Below are 21,003 nucleotides of genomic sequence, written 5' to 3' on the forward strand. Positions count from 1 at the left end.
GTCAACGGCGCTGTCGTGCGCTGTGTTCTTCATAGGCCCGGCTGAATTCGCGGCCGAACAGGTCCTGGAAATCTTCCTGGGCCTCGCGGGAAATATTGCTGTAAAGCTCGGTGAACTGCTGCCAGTACTGGGCCTGGCGCGAGCCGGCGAACAGGTTCGACAGCCCGCCGGGCTTGCCCATGCGCTCTTCCAGTTGTGCCGGTTCAAAGCGCGTGAGCAGGTGCTTGATCGCCGCTTCCACGCCGGCCATCACGGCCAGCTGGTGGGCACGCAGATCATCAAAACTGTCGCGCACAGCGAGGTCCGGTGCCATAAACGCCTGGTTGCCGTGGCGAAGCAAAAGCAGTAACGCTTCGTCGGCATTCGGTGCGAATTTCAACGGATTGTTTTCAGCAGGCTGGATCATCGTCTGCTGCATGCGGAACTCACCCTTGAGGCTGGCGCGGGCACGCAACACGTCGATCAGGCCTTCGACCATCAGGCGATAGCTGCGGCCGATGTTTTCCATTTGCGCCTCAGCCTGGGCCTTGTCCAGGCGCAGCTGGTCCAGGCCGGCACCGCGCAGGAAGGCTTGCAAGAGGTCGGGTTGTTGGCTGTCTGCCACGGGGAGCGCTGGCTCGACCACGGGTGGCGGCTGGATGATCGGTACGGGTGCAGGGGCAGGTGGCGTTGGCATTGGCGGCGCACTGGCCATCGGCGCCGGCGTGTCGCCAAACAGGTCCCAGTCTTCGGGAATCACCGAGCCCGAGACCACTGGTTTCTCAACCACGGGCACGGCCATTGGCGTGGGCGGGCGGAAGTCGTGTTGTTCGCTGGGGACGTGGTCAGCCACAGTGGGCGGCGGCACGGCGGTGGGGCTGAGGAAGTCGAACAGGTCCGGCAGCGTGTCCATCGACGAAGCGCCTTGGAACTGCGGAGCGATCACCGGCGTTGGCGCGGGTTTGCTCGCCACGGCCCCCATCAGGGCTTCAAAACTGTTCGGTGAATCACCAGCGAATGGCTGGCTGTCGACAGCCTGCATGTTGAAGTCGATACGCGCCTGGATCTCGTAATCGCCGATGCGGATCAGCTCACCGTCTTGCAAGGGTTCGCTGTTACCTCGCCGCATACGAATACCGGCGTTAACCAACTCCACACCATTTGTACTGTTATCGGTTAAATAATAACGGCCATCTTTGTATTGAATAACGCAGTGTTGCGAAGAAACCAACCGCTCAGGATCAGGCAATACCCAGTCATTATCCGAGCTGCGGCCGATAGCCATCGAGCCCTGATTCATGGACTTTTCCGAGCACTGCCCGGGGGTAATCTTGTGATAACTAGTGATAGTCAAACACAGCGACATCTTGCCTCCTTGCTGATACTTCGCGCGCAGTCGACCCCAGGGACAACGGTTCCCGGGAGATCCCCATCGGGTCGTGTAATCGACCGTCCAAAACCTGCTGATGCCAGCATGATCGCTGATCTTAACTGGGCTCCATGACAAAAATCCTAGGCCGGTGCGCCGTTCGACCCACCAGTCGCACAGGTTGTTAAGCACCGCACATCTGTCACAGAGAGCGAATAGCTTACCTTGACAAGGCATAAGTACTACACCAAAAATGCACAACTTCTTGAATACCAGTGATGGCGCATTAGTGGCATCTTGCCTATATGACCAAGAAAACATGCAAAGTTCCTTGCGCAACTAATGCATGCGTTGCCCGTTATCTAACAGGCTGATAGGGAGATCAATTTCAGTGGATGTGCCGTTGCTGCTCACCGCCGTTTCCGCAACTTCGCCCTGTGGCGAAGACATGGAATATGACGCGGATTTTCTCCAACTGGAGCGTGATGCCAAGGGCCAACCCGAGCGCAGCATGGGCGATTCGATCCTGCCCGCCGAGCCGCCGGAATGGCGCGGCATCCAGCAGCAGAGCCTCGATTTGCTGCAGCGCAGCAAAGACCTGCGCATCACCCATTTCCTGCTGCAAAGTTCCCTCGCCCTCCAGGGTGTGGCCGGGCTGGCAGACGTCCTTACGCTGATCAACGCGCTGCTGCGCGAATACTGGGCCGACCTGCACCCGCGCCTGGATGCCGACGACGATAACGACCCCACCGTCCGTATCAACGCCCTCTCCGGCCTGACCAGCGATGCGACCATTCGTCTGCTGCGCGAGAGCATTCTCACGCGCTCGCGCACCTTCGGCCCTGTGAGCCTGCGCGCCGCGTTGAATGCCAGCGGCCTGATGAGTTTCCCCGACGAACAGCTCGGCGCCCAGCAGCTCAACGCCGCGTTCCTCGACAGCGACCCCGAACAACTGCAAGCCACCCGCGACGCCTTGAGCACCGCGCGCGCTGCGTGCGAAGCCATCGAACAGCAAGTCAGCGACCAAGTGGGCTCCGCCCAAGGCGTGGACCTGAGCCTGTTGAAGCAACCGCTCAAGCAAGCGCTGCAGGTGCTCAGCCAGTGTGTTCCGAACAGCGATACCAGCAGCGAACCCGAGGCCGTCAGTGACGACAATGCCCCCTCGGTCGACTTCGCCGCTGCCCCCGCCGCACCTCGCCCCACCGGCGACATCACCAACCGTGATGACGTGCTGCGCAGCCTCGACAAGATCCTTGCGTATTACACCCGGCACGAGCCTTCGAGCCCGCTGCCGGTGTTGCTGAACCGGGCCAAGCATCTGGTGCACGCCGACTTCGCGGCCATCGTGCGCAATCTGATTCCCGATGGCATGTCCCAATTTGAAAACCTGCGCGGCCCGGACGGCGAGTAAGCCGCCCGACTGTGCAGTAACAACACCGTCGCTCAAGCGACCAGGAGCAGCAACGTGGCGAAGCAAAGTTCTCAGAAATTCATCGCGCGCAACCGCGCGCCTCGAGTGCAGATCGAGTACGACGTCGAGCTCTACGGCGCCGAGAAAAAGGTCCAGCTGCCCTTCGTGATGGGTGTGATGGCCGACCTCGCCGGCAAGCCTGCCGAGCCTCTTCTGCCGGTGGCCGACCGCAAGTTCCTTGAAGTGGACGTCGACAACTTCGACTCGCGCCTCAAGGCCATGCAGCCGCGCGTGGCGTTCCACGTACCCAACGAGTTGACCGGCGAAGGCAACCTGAGCCTGGACATCACCTTCGAAAGCATGGACGACTTCAGCCCGGCCGCCGTGGCCCGCAAGGTCGACTCGCTCAAGCAACTGCTCGAAGCCCGCACCCAACTGGCCAACCTGCTGACCTACATGGACGGCAAGACTGGCGCTGAAGAAATCATCATGAAGGCGATCAAGGACCCGGCACTGCTCCAGGCACTTGCCAGCGCGCCTAAGCCTGCAGGGGACCAGTAATCATGACTGACAATACCGCCCGCGAAGGCGCCCAGAGCCTGGGTGCAACCGAGGAAACCAGCGAGTTCGCATCCTTGTTGATGCAGGAATTCAAGCCCAAGACCGAGCGTGCCCGCGAAGCCGTGGAAACCGCCGTGCGCACCTTGGCCGAACAGGCCCTGGCGCAAACCGACCTGGTGTCCAATGACGCGATCAAGTCGATCGAATCGATCATCGCCGCCATCGACGCCAAGCTCACCGCCCAGGTCAACCAGATCATCCACCACAAGGATTTCCAGCAGCTGGAAAGCGCCTGGCGTGGCCTGCACTACCTGGTCAATAACACCGAGAGCGATGAGCAGCTGAAGATTCGCGTGCTCAACATCTCCAAGCCGGACCTGCACAAGACCCTGAAGAAATTCAAGGGCACCGCGTGGGACCAGAGCCCGATCTTCAAGAAGATGTACGAAGAAGAGTACGGCCAGTTCGGCGGCGAACCGTATGGTTGCCTGGTGGGCGACTACTACTTCGACCAGTCGCCACCGGACGTGGAACTGCTGGGCGAGCTGTCGAAAGTCTGCGCCGCCATGCACGCCCCATTCATTGCTGCGGCGTCGCCGACCGTGATGGGTATGGGCTCGTGGCAGGAACTGTCGAACCCGCGCGACCTGACCAAGATCTTCACCACCCCGGAATACGCCGGCTGGCGCTCGCTGCGTGAATCGGAAGACTCGCGCTACATCGGCCTGACCATGCCGCGCTTCCTCGCGCGCCTGCCCTATGGCGCCAAGACCGACCCGGTGGAAGCCTTCGCCTTCGAAGAAAACACCGACGGCGCCGACAGCTCCAAGTACACCTGGGCCAACGCGGCCTATGCAATGGCGGTGAACATCAACCGTTCGTTCAAGCACTACGGCTGGTGCTCGCGCATCCGTGGCGTGGAGTCCGGCGGTGAAGTGGAAAACCTGCCGGCCCACACGTTCCCTACCGATGACGGTGGCGTGGACATGAAGTGCCCGACCGAAATCGCCATCAGCGACCGCCGTGAAGCGGAGCTGGCGAAGAACGGTTTCATGCCGCTGCTGCACAAGAAAAACACCGACTTCGCCGCGTTCATCGGCGCCCAGTCGTTGCAGAAACCGGCCGAATACGATGACCCGGACGCCACCGCCAACGCCAACCTGGCCGCGCGCCTGCCGTACCTGTTCGCCACCTGCCGTTTCGCTCACTACTTGAAGTGCATCGTGCGCGACAAGATCGGCTCCTTCAAAGAGAAGGACGAGATGCAGCGCTGGTTGCAGGACTGGATCCTCAACTACGTCGACGGTGACCCGGCGCACTCCACCGAAACCACCAAGGCCCAGCACCCGTTGGCTGCCGCCGAAGTGATCGTGGAAGACGTCGAGGGCAACCCGGGGTACTACAACTCCAAGTTCTACCTGCGCCCGCACTACCAGCTCGAAGGGCTGACCGTGTCGCTGCGTCTGGTATCGAAGCTGCCTTCGGCTAAAAGCGCCTAACCCACGGATGAGCTGGCTCTTCTGTGGGAGGGGGCTTGCCCCCGATAGCATCACTGGGGTGTGACGACACACCGAGGTGCCTGCATCGGGGCAAGCCCCCTCCCACACAAAAGCACTGCCCATTTGGAGTCACTCAAATTCAGTGGCAAGAGCCACACAGGGAGAAAACATGGCTGTTGATATTTTCATCAAGATCGGCGACATCAAGGGCGAGTCCATGGACAAGGCCCACAAGGACGAAATCGACGTGCTGAACTGGAGCTGGGGCATGGCCCAGTCCGGCAACATGCACGTGGGCGGCGGCGGCGGCGCGGGCAAGGTGAATATCCAGGACCTGTCGCTGACCAAGTACGTCGACAAGGCCTCGCCGAACCTGATGATGCACTGCGCCAGCGGCAAGCACATCGACAAGGTCAAGCTGACCGTGCGCAAGGCCGGTGGTGAAAGCCAGGTCGAGTACATGGTGATCAACCTGGAAGAAGTGCTGGTAACGTCCCTGAGCACCGGCGGTTCGGGCAGCGATGACCGCCTGACTGAAAACGTCACCCTGAACTTCGCCCAAGTGATGGTCGACTACCAGCCGCAGAAAGCCGACGGCACCAAAGACGGCGGCGCGATCAAGTTTGGCTGGAACATCCGTTCCAACACCAAACGCTGATAGCCCTGGGGCCGTGGCCTTGCGCCACGGCACTACGGTCTCAAGTGCAGCCTTTTGTTCCTCTCGCAACCCGTCCGTGGAGCTGCTTTGGTGGTAACTGAAATCGCTTCCCGCGACCGTCTGCAACCGTCCCTGCTGGACCGGTTGACCGACGACGACCCAACCAATCCCAAGGAAAGCGCCGATAAACGCGTGCTGTCCCTGACCCAATTGAAAGCCTCGGTGCTGCGCGACCTGGCGTGGCTGCTCAATACCACGTCGTTGCTCGATGCCGATGCCACGCTGCACACACAGGCAGGCACCTCGGTGGTCAATTACGGCCTGCCGGCGCTGGCGGGCAACAGCGTTTCCAGCGTCGACATCAAGGCCCTGGAAGCCCTGATCTACCAGGCGATTGCCACCTTTGAACCGCGCATCCTGCGCCATACCCTGCGGGTGAAGGCCCGCGTCGGTCATGGCGAGATGAATCACAACGCCCTGAGTTTCGAGATCGAAGGCGACCTGTGGGCGCAGCCGGTGCCCTTGCGCCTGTTGCTGCAAACCGACCTCGACCTGGAATCCGGCCATGTGCGCGTGGTCAACGCCGACCAGCGGAGACGCCCATGAACCCGCGCCTGCTGGAGCTGTACAACCAGGAACTGCACCACGTGCGCGAAAGCGCGGCGGAGTTCGCCAAGGAATACCCGAAGATTGCCAGTCGGCTGACCCTGTCCGGTATGGACTGCGCCGACCCGTACGTCGAACGCCTGCTTGAGGGCTTTGCCTACCTCACCGCCCGCGTACAGCTCAAACTCGACGCCGAGTACCCGACCTTCACCCACAACCTGCTGGAAATCGCTTACCCGCACTACCTGGCGCCGACGCCGTCGATGACCGTGGTGCAATTGCACACCGACCCCGACGAAGGTTCCCTGGCCAGCGGCTTCCCGCTGCCGCGCGACACCGTGTTGCGCGCCGCCCTGGGCCGCGAAACCCAGACCTGCTGCGAGTACCGCACCGCGCACCCGGTGACGCTGTGGCCGTTGCAGGTCAGCAACGCCGAGTACTTCGGCAACCCCGCCGCCGTGCTCGGGCGCCTGGCCGCCAGTGAGCCGAAAGCCAAGGCCGGCCTGCGCCTGACCCTGCGCACCGGCGCCGAATTGCCGTTCAACAGCCTCGACCTGGACAACCTGCCGCTGTACCTCAGCGGTGCCGACGAGCAGCCGTTCCGCCTCTACGAACAACTGCTGGGCAACGCCTGTGCGGTGTTTGCGCGCAAGCCCGGTGGCGATTGGGTCGAGCGCCTGCCGCAGGATGCGCTGCGCTCGCGGGGTTTCGACGACGCCGATGCGGCCATGCCGGTCGTCGCGCGCGCCTTCCAGGGCTATCGCCTGTTGCAGGAATACTTCGCCCTGCCCCACCGCTTCCTGTTCGTCGAATTCGCCGAGCTGAGCCGTGCGGTCAAGCGTTGCGACGGCCAGGAGCTGGAGCTGATCGTGCTGTTCGACCGTCACGAGCCGAGCCTGGAAGGCAGCGTCGGCGCAGCGCAGTTTTTGCCGTTCTGCACCCCGGCGATCAACCTGTTCCCGAAGCGCGTGGACCGCATCCACTTGTCCGACCGGGTCAACGAACACCATGTGATCGCCGACCGCACACGGCCAATGGATTTCGAGATTCACTCGCTGAGCGGCATCACCGGCCACGGCACCGGGCCAGAGCAGCCATTTTTGCCGTTCTACGCGGTACGCGATCCATCCCGTTATGGCCGCGACCAGGCGTACTACACCGTGCGCCGCGAGCCACGGGTGCTGTCCAGCGACCAGCGCCGCAACGGCCCGCGCTCCACCTATGTGGGCAGCGAAACCTTTGTCAGCCTGGTCGACAGCCGCCAGGCGCCATATCGCCACGACCTGCGCCAACTCGGCGTGACCGCACTGTGCACCAACCGCGACCTGCCGTTGTTCATGAGCGTGGGCAACGGCAAGACCGACTTCACCCTGGCCGACAGCGCGCCGGTGTTATCCGTGCGTTGCGTCGCCGGGCCAAGCCGCCCACGCGCCAGCCATGCCCATGACGCCAAGGCCTGGCGCCTGATCAGCCAGTTGTCGCTCAACTATTTGTCCCTGAGTGAACAAGGCCAGGGCGCGGCGGCATTGCGCGAACTGCTGCGTCTGTATGGCGACAGCAATGACGCGGCGCTGCAATTGCAGATCGAAGGCTTGCGCGACGTCAGCAGCAAGGCCGTCACCCGGCGCCTGCCGATGCCCGGCCCGATTGTGTTTGGTCGCGGCCTGGAAATTACCCTGGAATTCGATGAAAACGCGTTTCGCGGCACCGGCGTGTTCCTGCTCGGTGCGGTGCTGGAACGCTTCCTGGCACGCTACGTGTCGATCAACAGTTTTACCGAGACGGTGATCCGTACCACCGAACGCGGCGAGATCATGCGATGGAAAGCCAAGCCCGGGCGTCGTCCGACCCTGTGAGTACGTTGGATGCGATGCATCAGGAGCCCTGGGAATACGATTTCTTCCAGGCGTTGCGGCGTATCGAGTGCGAATCGCCCGAGCTGCCGCGCCTGGGCCATTCCCTGCGTTTGGCGGATGACCCGTTGCGCCTGGGGCAACAGGCCGATTGCACCTTCGCCCCGGCGACCCTGGCCTCGGTCGACCCCGGTGGCGACGGCAAACCGGCACGGCTGGAACAGTTCTTCTTCGGCCTTGGTGGCCCCAACGGTCCGTTGCCGCTGCATATCACCGAGTACGTACGCGAGCGTCAGCGCAACAACGCCGACAGTACCAGCAAGCAGTTCCTGGACGTGTTCCACCACCGTCTGCTGAGCCTGTTTTACCGGGCCTGGGCCGAGGCGCGGCCGACGGTCAGCCACGACCGCCCGGACGATGACTACTGGTCTGCACGCCTCGCCGCCTTGAGTGGCCGGGGCATGCCGAGCCTGCTTAACCAGGGATTGATACCCGACACGGCGAAGCTGCACTACAGCGGCCACCTGTCGGCGCAAACCCGCTACCCGGACGGTTTAAAGGCGATCCTCGGCGAGTATTTCGGCCTGCCGGTGGAGATCGAAGAATACGTCGGCCAATGGCTGGAACTGCCCGAGCGCAGCCGCGTGGGCGTGAGCGCCAACCAGCTGGGCGTGGACTTCTGCCTGGGCAGCCACGTGTGGGACCGCCAGCATAAATTCCGCATCCGCCTGGGCCCGCTCAAGCTGGACGACTACATGGGCATGCTGCCCGGCAGCCAGCCGTTCAACGAGCTGGTGGCGTGGGTGGCCGAGTACCTGGGCCATGAATTGGACTGGGACTTGAACCTGGTTCTGCAACAACCCGAAGTACCGGCGCTGCAACTCAATGGCCAGTTCCGCCTGGGCTTTAATACCTGGCTCGGCTGCCCTGCGGTTGATGCCAACGACCTAATCCTGGCCCGGCATTACGCCGATCAAGCCACCACCTCAAGGAATCCAGAGCATGGGTGAAATCAGTCGCGCCGCACTGTTCGGCAAACTCAACAGCGTGGCCTACAAGGCCATCGAAGCCGCCACCGTGTTCTGCAAGCTGCGGGGCAACCCGTACGTGGAACTGGCCCACTGGTTTCACCAGTTGCTGCAACTGCAGGACTCGGACCTGCACCGCATCATCCGCCAGTTCAACGTCGAGCCGGCGCGCCTGGCCCGTGACCTCACCGAAGCCCTGGACCGCCTGCCGCGTGGCTCGACGTCGATCACCGACCTGTCGTCCCACGTGGAAGAAGCCGTGGAACGCGGCTGGGTGTACGGCAGCCTGATGTTCGGCGAAAGCCAGGTGCGCACCGGTTACCTGGTGCTGGGCATCCTCAAGACGCCAAGCCTGCGCCATGCGCTGCTGGGGTTGTCTTCGGAATTCGACAAGATCAAGGCCGAAGCCCTGAGCGAGCGTTTTGACGAATACGTCGGTGATTCGCCGGAAAACGCCCTGACTGCCAGCGACGGTTTCAATGCCGGCGCGGTGCCGGGCGAGGCCAGCGGCGCCATGGCACCGAGTGCGATGGGCAAGCAGGAGGCGCTCAAGCGTTTCACCGTCGATCTGACCGAACAAGCGCGCAGCGGCAAGCTCGACCCGATCGTGGGCCGTGACGAAGAGATCCGCCAACTGGTGGACATCCTCATGCGCCGCCGCCAGAACAACCCGATCCTCACCGGTGAGGCCGGTGTGGGCAAGACCGCCGTGGTCGAAGGTTTCGCCCTGCGCATCGTCGCCGGTGACGTGCCGCCGGCGCTCAAAGACGTGGAACTGCGCAGCCTTGATGTCGGCCTGCTGCAAGCCGGCGCGAGCATGAAAGGCGAGTTCGAACAGCGCCTGCGCCAGGTCATTGAAGACGTCCAGGCCTCGCCTAAGCCGATCATTCTGTTTATCGACGAAGCCCACACCCTAGTGGGTGCCGGTGGCGCTGCCGGTACCGGTGATGCGGCCAACCTGCTCAAACCTGCCCTGGCCCGTGGCACCCTGCGTACCGTGGCCGCGACTACCTGGGCCGAGTACAAAAAGCACATCGAGAAAGACCCGGCCCTGACCCGCCGCTTCCAGGTGGTACAAGTGGCCGAGCCGTCGGAAGACAAAGCGCTGTTGATGATGCGCGGCGTGGCCTCGACCATGGAGAAACACCACCAGGTGCAGATCCTCGACGAAGCCCTGGAAGCCTCGGTAAAGCTGTCCCACCGCTACATCCCGGCGCGCCAGTTGCCGGATAAATCCGTGAGCCTGCTGGACACCGCCTGTGCCCGCGTCGCCATCAGCCTGCACGCGGTGCCGGCCGAAGTGGACGACAGCCGCCGCCGCATCGAAGCCCTGGAAACCGAGCTGCAAATCATCGCCCGCGAGCATGCGATCGGTATTGCCATTGGCGCGCGCCAGAGCAACAGCGAAGCCCTGTTAAGCGCCGAGCGTGAGCGCCTGGCGACCCTGGAAAGCCGCTGGGCCGAAGAGAAAACCCTGGTGGATGAGCTGCTCGCCACCCGTGCCACCCTGCGCGAAAAAGCCGGGGTTGTGGACAGCGATGCAGGTAACAACGAGAGCGATGAATTGCGTGCGCAACTGGTCGACCTGCAACAGCGCCTCACTGCGCTGCAAGGCGAAACCCCGTTGATCCTGCCGACCGTGGATTACCAGGCCGTGGCCTCGGTGGTCGCCGACTGGACCGGTATCCCGGTGGGCCGCATGGCGCGCAACGAACTGGAGACCGTGCTCAACCTCGACCAGCACCTGAAAAAACGCATCATCGGCCAGGACCACGCCCTGCAGATGATCGCCAAGCGCATCCAGACCTCCCGCGCCGGTCTCGACAACCCGAGCAAGCCGATTGGCGTGTTCATGCTGGCCGGCACCTCCGGCGTGGGCAAGACCGAAACCGCCCTGGCCCTGGCCGAAGCCATGTACGGCGGTGAGCAGAACGTGATCACCATCAACATGAGCGAGTTCCAGGAAGCCCACACGGTGTCCACCCTCAAAGGCGCGCCACCGGGCTATATCGGCTACGGCGAAGGCGGCGTGCTGACCGAAGCGGTGCGGCGCAAACCCTACAGCGTGGTGCTGCTGGACGAGGTGGAAAAAGCCCACCCGGACGTGCATGAGATCTTCTTCCAGGTGTTCGACAAGGGCGTGATGGAAGACGGCGAAGGCCGGGTGATCGACTTCAAGAACACCTTGATCCTGCTGACCACCAACGCCGGTACCGAGCTGATTTCCCAGGTCTGCAAGGACCCGGCGAACATCCCCGAGCCCGAGGAAATCGCCAAGGCCCTGCGCCAGCCGCTGCTGGAGATATTCCCACCGGCCCTGCTCGGCCGCCTGGTGACCATTCCGTACTACCCGCTGAGCGACGAGATGCTCAAGGCGATCACCCGCCTGCAACTCAACCGCATCAAGAAGCGCGTGGAGAATACCCACAAGGTCGCCTTCGACTACGACGACGCGGTGGTCGACCTGATCGTCTCGCGTTGCACCGAAACCGAAAGCGGCGGGCGCATGATCGACACCATCCTCACCAACAGCCTGCTGCCGGACATGAGCCGTGAATTCCTCACGCGCATGCTCGAAGGCAAGGCATTGGCGGGTGTGCGCATCAGTAGCCGGGATAATGAGCTGCACTACCAGTTCAACGATTGATCTGACGGAATACAGCTCAACATGTGGGAGGGGGCTTGCCCCCGATGGCGGTGAATCAGTCACCAATGCATCACCTGACACACTGCTATCGGGGGCAAGCCCCCTCCCACATTTGGACTGGGTTCCTTCAGTTATTAGGGTACTTCGATGTTATTCAACCAAGCCTCACGCCTGGCCAAGATCACCAGCCCCCTCGGGCCGGATGTGCTGCTGCTCAATGAAATGGGCGGCGGCGAAGAGCTGGGCCGCCTGTTCAACTATGAGCTGCAACTGACGTCCCTGGACGCCAACATCGACCTCAACCAGTTGCTGGGCAAGCCCATGAGTGTCGGTCTGCAACTGGCGGACGGCGGTGAGCGGCATTTCCACGGCATCGTTGCGCGGTGCAGCCAGAACATCGACCAGGGCCAGTTCGCCAGCTACCAGGTGACGCTGCGCCCATGGCTGTGGCTGCTGAGCCGTACATCCGACTGTCGGATTTTCCAGAACCTGAGCATCCCGCAGATCATCAAGCAGGTGTTCCGCGACCTGGGCTTTTCCGACTTCGAAGACGCCCTGAGCCGGCCGTATCGCGAGTGGGAATACTGCGTGCAGTACCGCGAGACCAGCTTCGATTTCGTCAGCCGCTTGATGGAGCAGGAAGGTATCTACTACTTCTTTCGCCATGAGCAGGACCGCCATGTGCTGGTACTGGCCGACGCCTATGGCGCCCACACCACGGTGCCGGGCTATGCGTCGATCCCGTATTACCCCAAGGACGAGCAGCAGCGCGAACGCGACCACATGCACAACTGGCACCTGGCGCAGGAGGTTCAGCCGGGTTCGCTGGAGCTTAACGACTACGACTTCCAGCGCCCCAGCGCCAGCATCGATGTGCGTTCGGCCATGCCGCGCCCGCACACCGCCGGCGACTACCCGCTGTACGACTACCCCGGCACCTACGTGCAAAGCGCCGACGGCGAACACTACGCGCGCACCCGCATCGAAGCCCTGCAAACCCTGCATGAGCAGATCGAGTTCAGCGGCAACGCCCGCGGCCTCGGCTCCGGCCACCTGTTCAGCCTCACCGGCTTCAGCCGCCAGGACCAGAACCGCGAATACCTGATCGTCGGCTGCCGCTACTACATCGTTCAGGAAAGCCTGGAAAGCGGTGGTGGCTCAGGCTCGGCGCAGTTCGAAAGCAGCCTGACCTGCATTGACGCCCAGCAGAGCTTCCGCCCGCTCGCCACCACCCACCGGCCCATCGTCAAAGGCCCGCAAACCGCGCTGGTGGTCGGTCCCAAAGGCGAGGAAATCTGGACCGACCAGTACGGCCGCGTGAAGGTGCACTTCTACTGGGACCGTCACGACCAATCCAACGAAAACAGCTCGTGCTGGATCCGCGTGTCGCAGTCCTGGGCCGGCAAGAACTGGGGCTCGATGCAGATTCCACGGATCGGCCAGGAAGTGATTGTCAGCTTTCTTGAAGGTGATCCGGACCGCCCGATCATTACCGGGCGGGTGTACAACGCCGAGCAGACGGTGCCGTACGACCTGCCGGAAAATGCGACCCAGAGCGGCATGAAGAGCCGTTCGAGCAAGGGCGGCACGCCGGCCAACTTCAATGAAATCCGCATGGAGGACAAGAAGGGGTTGGAGCAGTTGTATATCCATGCCGAGCGTAACCAGGACATTGTTGTCGAGGTAGACGAAAGTCATTCCGTCGGGCACGACCGCAATAAAAGTATCGGCCATAACGAGACGGTGACCATCGGCAACAACCGCCTGCGCATCGTCAAGCAGGAAGACATCCTCTCGGTGGGCCAGAGAAAGACCGACAGCATCAGCCAGAGCTACGTCATCGAAGTGGGCGAAAACCTGCGCCTGGTCTGCGGCGAAAGCATCCTGGAGTTGAATGCCAGCGGGCAGATCAACCTCACCGGCGTGAACATCAGCTTCTATGCCAGCGGCGATGCCGAGTTCAATACCAAGGGCGTGCTGCACCTCAATAACGGCGGCGGCCCTGGAGCCACGCCCGATGGACAGGGCCAGAAAGCCAGCATCGACGCCAATATCAAAGCCGCGTTCCCCGCGCCGAAAAGCTCCTGACGAGACCCGTTTGCCATGACGTACCGAATCAACGAATTCCAGTTCCAACTGCCGGCGAGCGAGCTGCAGGACGCGACGATCAATATCCTCAAATTCCCTGAGCTGGGCACATCCCTGATCGTCAGCCGCAGCCTGCTGGCCGACGGCGAAACCTTGCACAGCAACTTCAACGACCAACTCCAGCGCCTGGAAAAACAGGTGCAGGACTTGCGCTACCAACCCGGTGTCGATGTGCGCTTGGGCGCCGCGCAAGAGGTGGAAGGCATCGAGCTGCGCAGCCAGTTCAACAAGGGCAATGACAAGGTGTTCCAGTATCAGCTGGCCTTGGTGATACCGGGCACACGCAAGATGCTCGCGTTGAGTTATGTGAAGGCGGATACGCTGGGGGATGCCGAGGCGGCGCATTGGGCCTTGATCAAAAACTCGCTGTCGTTTGACGCTATTTCCTGATGAGTTGCCTGCATGTCTGACGCGTTATGGGCAGCCCGGATGGGCGATGCGCTCTCCCACACCTCGATGATGGCCGACATCCTTGGCGGTGTGCTGGAGGTAGCGGCCAATATCGCTATCACCGCCGTGGCGACTGCGGCGGTGGTTGCCGCCACCGGGATTACCGTGGCCACCGGCGGGCTCGGTTGCTTCCTGCTGGGCGCCGTGGTGGGCACGATTGTCGGCCTGGCCATGAGCAAGACCGGCGCGGACAAAGGTCTGACGAATTTATGCGATAGTTTCAGCAATGCGCTGTTCCCGCCCACGGTGCAGGCGAACATTCTCACAGGCTCCACCGACACCCTCACCAACAACATCCCCGCCGCCCGTGCCGCCGGGGCGATCAGCTCCCACGTCGCGCCAGCCGGCACCGAGCTGGAAGAACCCGAGCCTGAGCCGGAAGCCAGCTACCTGGACATGGCCGAGAGTTTCTTCTCGCAGATGTGGCGCCCTACGGTAGCCACGCCTGTGCCTGGCGCCGAACCCAAGCCGCTGGATCTGGTCACGTGCATGAAGCACCCGCCGATGCCGCCGCAGTTTCTGGCCGAGGGCTCGGACAAGGTCACGATCAACGGCCAGCCAGCGGTGCGCAGTGGTGATCGCAGTACGTGCGATGCGACCGTGGTGTCGTCCGGATTGATTTCATCGAACGTGACCATCGGCGGCGGGTCGGTGGTGGTGCGTGAGATTCGCAGCGGCAAGACACCGGGCGTCGGGCTGGCGGTAACGGCGTTGTTGATGCTCAAGGGCGGTAAGGGCAAGTTCTTCAGCAAGCTACCGTGCATGTTGATCGGCGGCGCAACCTCGATGGCCGTGAGCAGTGCGATGGGGGCGATGGCCAATGCGGCCATGGGCTCGTTGAACCCGGTGCATGCGGCCACCGGCGCCAAGGTGTTGGGCGGCGATGATGAGTTGGATTTCGTCCTGCCCGGCATCCTGCCGATTGATTGGCAGCGGTTCTACAACAGCCGTGACGAACGCACAGGCGGTTTGTTCGGTGCGGGTTGGAGCGTGCCGTATGAGGTGTGCGTCGAAATTCGTCCCCATCCCGAGGGGGGCGAAATGCTGGTCTACACCGATGAACAGGGCCGGCCTATCGACATGGGCAGTATTCCCCTGGGCGGCGCGGTGTTCAGCGCCGGTGAAGGGCTGGCCGTGCGCCGACACCTCAACGGGCAGTTGCTGATCGAAAGCGATGATGGTCTGTATCGCTTATTTGAGCCTTCCGCCAACCCGGCGTTGCTGCGCCTCAGCCAGCTCGGCGACCGCAACGACAACCGTATCCATGTCGATTATGACGAAGCCGGGCGACTGATTCGGCTGCGCGATACGTTCGACCTGGTGCAAGTGGAGTTGATCCGCGATCAAGGCCACGTGGTGCGGCTCGAACGGCTGTACCCCGATCTGCGCCGCGAAGTACTGGTCAGCTACGGCTACGACGCTATCGGCAACCTGGCTGAGGTCCGCGATGCCACTGGCCAGGTGCAGCGACGCTTCAGCTACGATGCCGGCCGGCGTATGGTGGAACACCAGTTGCCGACCGGGTTGCGCTGTTTTTACGAGTGGGCCTTGGTTGAAAACGCGGAATGGCGCGTGGTCCGGCACTGGACCGACGAAGGCGACGCCTACCAGTTCGACTATGACTTGCAGGCCGGTATCACGCGCATTACCGACGGCTTGCAACGCGTCAGTACCCGCCACTGGAACACCCAGCACCAGATCGTTCGCTACTGCGATAACCTCGGGCAAACCTGGCTGTTCGAGTGGAACGACGAACGCCAATTGCTCAGTGCCACCGATCCGCAGGGTGGTCGCTTTGAATACAGCTACGATGAAGCCGGTAACCTGATCGGCGAGACCGACCCGCTGGGCCGCAGCGATTCGACCTTGTGGCTTGAGCATTGGGCATTGCCGCTGGTGGAGACCGACGCCGCCGACAATAGCTGGGCGTATCGCTACGATCAGCGCGGCAACTGCATCGCCGAAACCGATCCGCTGGGCTACGTCACCCGCTACCGCTATGACGATCACGGCCAGGTCGTGGAGATCATCGACGCCACCGGCAAAAGCAAGAAGCTGCGCTGGAACCCGTTCGGGCAGTTGGTTGAGCATATTGATTGCTCGGGTTACCCGACGCGGTTCAGTTATGACGAGCGCGGTTATTTGCAGGTCATTACCGACCCGCTAGGGGAACGAACAACCTTCACATACGACACGATGGGCAGGATGCTCAGCCAGCAGTTGCCAGATGGTCGTATCGAGTATTTTCAACGCAACGCCTGCGGACAATTGACGGTCCATACCGACCCGTCAGGCCACTCGACTCATTATCAGTACAACCCCCGCGGGCGCATTCGCCAGCGCACGGATGCGCACGGCCGCAAAGTGCAATTCAGCTATGACAGCTACGCACGGCTGCAAGCACTGACCAATGAGAATGGCGAATGTTATCGTTTCACGTGGAATGCCAATGATCGCCTGGTCGAGCAGCGCGACCTAGATGGCAGCGCCCATCACTATGACTACGATGCATTGAACAGCATCACCAGCGTCACTGCTTTACCAACTCACAACAGCAACGCTTCAGGTATCCCTGAACAGCCTATTGTTCACTATTTGGAGCGTGACGCTGCCGGGCGCCTGGTTGTCAAAATCACCGACGATGGCCGCACGGATTATTTATACGATCTCCTGGATCAATTGATCGCAATCACGTTCAAGGACGCCCAGGGCAACGAACAAAAATTAAGTTATCGCTATGACGCCCTCGGCCAGCCCCTCGAAGAGCAAAGCTCGGCCGGCAGTTTGAAACATCGCTATGACGAATTGGGCAATCTGACCCAGACCCAATTACCCGATGGTCGCTGGATCAACCGTCTGTACTACGGCAGTGGTCATTTGCACCAGATCAACCTCGATGGCCAAGTCATCAGTGACTTCGAGCGCGACCGCCTGCATCGTGAAGTACTTCGCACACAAGGTCAGATCAGCACCCGCACTGAATATGATCGAGGCGGGCGGTTGCGCGCTCGTGTACGGAATCCAAGTACCCTGCCGCGACCACTGACGGGAATGAGCTCGACATACTTCGACTTTGATCCCAGCGACAACCTGATCGCCCGCCACGAACAAAAAGCAGGAATTGCACACCAACAGTTGTTTCACTACGACGCCACTGATCGCATCATTGCCAGCCAGAATCCAATACATGGGACGCAGGAAAGCTTTGCTTATGACGCAGCGGCCAACCTTCTAGATGGTCCCCTGCCGGGTGTAGGCCTGGTGGTACATAACAAATTAATGACCTACCAAGACAAGCGTTACCGGTATGACAGTTTCGGTCGGCTGGTTGAAAAACGTAGTGCTCGTCGCGCCGTTCAACTATTCAAGTACGACGCTGAAAGCAGAGTGGTCGAAATACGAAATCAGCACACCGCCAATGAAACTGTCATCACAATGACCTACGACCCTTTAGGTCGTCGGATTACAAAAACCGAACAAAACAGCAACGGTAATACGCTTGGTACCACTCGTTTTGTCTGGGACGGGTTGCAACTGATACAAGAGCACCGTAATAACCAGACCAGCCTTTATCTTTATGAAGACGGGAGCTATGAAGCACTGGCACGTGTTGATGGCCTGGGCCCACTGCAAAGAATCAGGTACTACCACAACGATCCTAACGGACTGCCGCACGAATTGACGGACCACGATGGGCACCGCGTATGGCAGGCCAGTTATTACGCTTGGGGTAATACCGCCGAGGAAACCAGAGAGTCTTCTTACATCGAAGAACAGAACTTGAGGTTTCAGGGGCAATACTTGGACCGGGAAACCGGTTTGCACTACAACACGTTCAGGTTTTACGACCCCGATATAGGTCGGTTTATCACGCCGGACCCCATAGGACTCGCCGGTGGCTTGAACCTCTATCAGTACGGGCCTAATCCGCTGGGCTGGTGTGATGCGTGGGGGCTGGCAGGCAGTCCAACCACAGCGACTCATATCACCTACCTGGGCGTCGACAAAGCGACCGGCAAACCTTATGTCGGTTATGCCAGCATGCAAGGCAAACAGGTAGGTTCAGACGTGTTGAACTATCGCTACGGGTCAAATTTCGATCGTTTTGGCGGCCAAGCACCTCAAGTCCTGCATACCGCCTACGGCCAGGATGGCAAGGACACCACACGAGGGCTGGAACAACGAGTGTATGAAGGCTTGGGAGGAAAAGATGGAACCGCCAACGCACAAAACCCGGTCGGCAAAGGAAATGGCCGAAGGAAAGAATACCTGGCTGCGGCGGATAAACATTTGTCTCAGACAGACTCAGGCAAAGCACTGGATAAACGCATAAAAGCCGCGAATAAAACCAAGGGCAAAGCCCCTGTCAAAGTCGCCGGCAAAAGCAGAGGTGCGAGAGCAGGCCGCTGCTCGTGAATATCATCAATGACTATTGAAAATGGAGTGGGCCCATGGCCAAGCGCATCCTCTGGAAGGAAGGCGATCTAGTCAGCCTCAAATTGCGAGATGACTTATACACCGTAGGCCAGATGATCAAGAACTCCGTCATGCGCTTCTACGATGTGAGAAGCGTGGACGGCGTCTGGACCGATCTTGCGCTGGACAACAGTATGATCCTGTTCAGTGGTTTTGTCGGCAAGGTGGTGACCCAGAGATTGGCAGCGGAAAAACTAATTTCCGTCACGCCGTTTAGCCTTTCGGATCATGAGCGTTATTGGCTCAGGCCCCACGTCAGCTTTGAGGGCGGCTTTCCGTTTCGAGATGCTGATCTTGTTGACCTCGGCATCGGCTGCGATGCTGATTACAGCCTGGTACCTGCACTAAAGGAAGATCTGCAACTTTCGGACAGTCGCGACATTATCGAAAAGTATGAGTTGACCAACATGTGGGGAGATGAGGACCTCAGCGACAGACTGTGTCGCTACTTCGATACCGGTGTTAACCGGGATGATTTGAAATATGAAATCTTTCCGGGGCTCTGGAACGATCGTGAAAGCCTCAGGCCTTTAACCCGACGACTGCCTTTGCCGTTGAGATAGACAAGCAGTGTTTAGGTGGTTTGAAGCATTAAAAAAGGGCACCCGACCCAGTCGGCGTGCCCACTCTTCTTACCGCCCCGCCTCCCTTCGAGACGGTACTGCCATTACGGATTGACGCTGTCTTTGAGCGACTTGCCCGGCTTGAACGCAACGGTATTACTGGCCTTGATTTTCACAGGCTCACCGGTTTGCGGGTTTTTGCCGGTGCGGGCGCCACGGTGGCGTTGCAGGAAGGTGCCGAAACCAACCAGGGTGACGCTGTCCTTGCGGTGCAGGGCGCCGGTGATTTCTTCGAGAACGGCGTTGAGGACGCGGTTGGCCTGTTCTTTGGTGAGATCCGCTTTTTCAGCGATGGCGGCTGCGAGTTCTGGTTTACGCATATGTGAAGCCTCTTTGACGGTTTTTTGTTGTTATGTCCGTGCTGCTCTCTAACGGAACAGCGGCCAAGGCGCCGCAGGCTCTACTCTGCGGCAGACGGGAGTGAGGATGGCATGCCCTCGTACGCCGCGCCAGTCTCGCGGCGCCCTTTCTAGGGTAAAAAATGTGCTTATTCCGACAGAACGACAGGTATTTACGCCAGCAACGGCGGAAGTTCTTTGTTGAGGGCGAGTTTTTCCATCACGGCGCTGCCGGTCAGCGCATACCCCAGCAGGCGGCCGCTGGCGTCGCGGCATAGGGCCTTGATGTCGGCGCCCTGGCCTTCGACGCTCCATACACCTTCTGTGCCCCGTGGCGGCGGCGAGACCACCAGCGGGCAGACCGGGGTTTTCACGGTGACCGGCATCGGGCCGTAGCTGACAGCGGTGGCGTTACCGGCCAGGGTCTGGGCCAAGGCGCGGGCGCAGCTCATCAACGGCATCACGTACAGCAGGTTCAGGCCGTCAACTTCGGCGCAGTCGCCCAGGGCGTAGATATTAGCGTGGGAGGTCTTGAGGTGGCGGTCCACCATGATCCCGCGGTTGGTCTGCAGGCCGGCAGCGGCGGCCAGGTCGACACGCGGGCGCAGGCCGATGGCCGAGACCACCAGGTCGCAGTGGACTACCTCACCGTCGGACAGGTGCGCTTCCAGGCCGTCAGCGGTACGCTGCAGGCGGTTGAGCACCGGGCCCAGGTGGAAACGCGCCCCCAGCCCTTCCAGACCGGCCTGTACCGCTGCGGCCGCCGCCGGGTGCAGCAGGGTCGGCATGACTTGCTCGCACGGCGCCACCAGGTCGATCTCATAGCCGCCGAGGATCAGGTCGTTGGCGAACTCACAGCCGATCAGGCCGGCGCCGAGCAGCAGCACGCGGCGCTTGCCGGCAGCGGCGGCGCGAAAGCGGGCGTAATCTTCGAGGTCATTGATCGGGAAAACCAGCTCAGCGGCGTCGCCTTCGACTGGTACGCGCACGGTTTCTGCGCCCCAGGCCAGGACCAGATCACGATAGACCACCGCTTCTTCACCGATCCACAGGCGTTTGTGACCGGGATCGATGCCGCTGACGCGGGTGTGGGTGCGCACTTCGGCCTTGAGTTGCTCAGCCATGGCGCCGGGTTCCGCCATGCTCAGGCCATCGGCTTCCTTATTCTTGCCAAAGCCGGTGGAAAGCATGGGTTTGGAGTAGGAGCGCCCGTCATCCGCAGTGATCAGCAGCAATGGGGTCTCGCTGTCGAGCTTGCGAAACTCCCGGGCCACGTTGTAGCCGGCCAGCCCTGTGCCGATGATCACGACAGGTGCGTTCATTCCTTTCTCCTTGTAGTACGGTTCTGAAACTGAAA

15 protein-coding genes are annotated in these 21,003 nt (G+C 61.1%); 12 read left to right on the plus strand and 3 right to left on the minus strand.

The window, feature by feature from the left end; genetic code table 11:
• Position 1 precedes the first annotated feature (1 nt).
• Positions 2-1,345: a type VI secretion system-associated FHA domain protein TagH gene (gene tagH, locus ACHPFG_RS00275; protein WP_431701304.1), complete on the minus strand. Its 1,344-nt coding sequence runs from the start codon at positions 1,343-1,345 to the stop codon at positions 2-4.
• A 394-nt stretch (positions 1,346-1,739) separates the two neighbouring features.
• Between tagH and tssA the strand changes: the two genes are divergently transcribed.
• The 12 genes from tssA to ACHPFG_RS00335 all read left to right on the plus strand — a co-directional run bounded on the left by tssA (position 1,740) and on the right by ACHPFG_RS00335 (position 19,248).
• Complete coding sequence (gene tssA / locus ACHPFG_RS00280; protein ID WP_431701305.1) at positions 1,740-2,759, plus strand: type VI secretion system protein TssA; 1,020 nt, start codon at positions 1,740-1,742, stop codon at positions 2,757-2,759.
• A 54-nt stretch (positions 2,760-2,813) separates the two neighbouring features.
• Complete coding sequence (tssB, locus tag ACHPFG_RS00285) at positions 2,814-3,320, plus strand: type VI secretion system contractile sheath small subunit (RefSeq protein ID WP_065926732.1); 507 nt, start codon at positions 2,814-2,816, stop codon at positions 3,318-3,320.
• 2 nt (positions 3,321-3,322) lie between these two features.
• On the plus strand, positions 3,323-4,819 hold the full coding sequence (gene tssC / locus ACHPFG_RS00290; protein ID WP_053127606.1) for a type VI secretion system contractile sheath large subunit: 1,497 nt from the start codon (positions 3,323-3,325) through the stop codon (positions 4,817-4,819).
• 169 nt (positions 4,820-4,988) lie between these two features.
• Positions 4,989-5,477 (plus strand): Hcp family type VI secretion system effector, encoded by a 489-nt coding sequence (locus tag ACHPFG_RS00295; protein WP_017735732.1) that lies wholly within the window; start codon positions 4,989-4,991, stop codon positions 5,475-5,477.
• A gap of 90 nt (positions 5,478-5,567) precedes the next feature.
• A complete protein-coding gene (gene tssE, locus ACHPFG_RS00300; RefSeq protein WP_027608263.1) occupies positions 5,568-6,083 on the plus strand; it encodes a type VI secretion system baseplate subunit TssE in 516 nt (171 codons plus the stop codon).
• Complete coding sequence (tssF, locus tag ACHPFG_RS00305; protein ID WP_065937972.1) at positions 6,080-7,939, plus strand: type VI secretion system baseplate subunit TssF; 1,860 nt, start codon at positions 6,080-6,082, stop codon at positions 7,937-7,939. The genes tssE and tssF overlap by 4 nt, the downstream gene beginning before the upstream one ends.
• The gene (gene tssG / locus ACHPFG_RS00310; RefSeq protein ID WP_053127603.1) at positions 7,903-8,946 is read left to right on the plus strand and encodes a type VI secretion system baseplate subunit TssG; all 1,044 of its coding nucleotides are present in this window, start codon (positions 7,903-7,905) and stop codon (positions 8,944-8,946) included. Before tssF ends, tssG begins: the two co-directional genes overlap by 37 nt.
• A complete protein-coding gene (gene tssH / locus ACHPFG_RS00315) occupies positions 8,939-11,611 on the plus strand; it encodes a type VI secretion system ATPase TssH (RefSeq protein ID WP_431701306.1) in 2,673 nt (890 codons plus the stop codon). Before tssG ends, tssH begins: the two co-directional genes overlap by 8 nt.
• Positions 11,612-11,758: 147 nt before the next feature.
• The gene (locus tag ACHPFG_RS00320) at positions 11,759-13,699 is read left to right on the plus strand and encodes a type VI secretion system Vgr family protein (RefSeq protein WP_431701307.1); all 1,941 of its coding nucleotides are present in this window, start codon (positions 11,759-11,761) and stop codon (positions 13,697-13,699) included.
• 15 nt (positions 13,700-13,714) lie between these two features.
• The gene (locus tag ACHPFG_RS00325; protein ID WP_065946491.1) at positions 13,715-14,149 is read left to right on the plus strand and encodes a DcrB-related protein; all 435 of its coding nucleotides are present in this window, start codon (positions 13,715-13,717) and stop codon (positions 14,147-14,149) included.
• Between the two features lie 12 nt (positions 14,150-14,161).
• Positions 14,162-18,625 (plus strand): RHS repeat-associated core domain-containing protein, encoded by a 4,464-nt coding sequence (locus ACHPFG_RS00330; protein ID WP_431701308.1) that lies wholly within the window; start codon positions 14,162-14,164, stop codon positions 18,623-18,625.
• A 35-nt stretch (positions 18,626-18,660) separates the two neighbouring features.
• Entirely contained in the window at positions 18,661-19,248 is a 588-nt protein-coding gene (locus tag ACHPFG_RS00335; protein WP_431701309.1) for a hypothetical protein, read from the plus strand.
• Positions 19,249-19,352: 104 nt separating this feature from the next.
• Here the strand turns inward: ACHPFG_RS00335 and ACHPFG_RS00340 are convergent, their stop codons facing one another.
• Complete coding sequence (locus ACHPFG_RS00340) at positions 19,353-19,628, minus strand: HU family DNA-binding protein (protein WP_003213368.1); 276 nt, start codon at positions 19,626-19,628, stop codon at positions 19,353-19,355.
• A gap of 191 nt (positions 19,629-19,819) precedes the next feature.
• Complete coding sequence (locus ACHPFG_RS00345; protein WP_131697675.1) at positions 19,820-20,968, minus strand: NAD(P)/FAD-dependent oxidoreductase; 1,149 nt, start codon at positions 20,966-20,968, stop codon at positions 19,820-19,822.
• Positions 20,969-21,003: the final 35 nt, after the last annotated feature.

The organism is Pseudomonas sp. BR20 (assembly GCF_050780135.1).
Taxonomy (GTDB): domain Bacteria; phylum Pseudomonadota; class Gammaproteobacteria; order Pseudomonadales; family Pseudomonadaceae; genus Aquipseudomonas.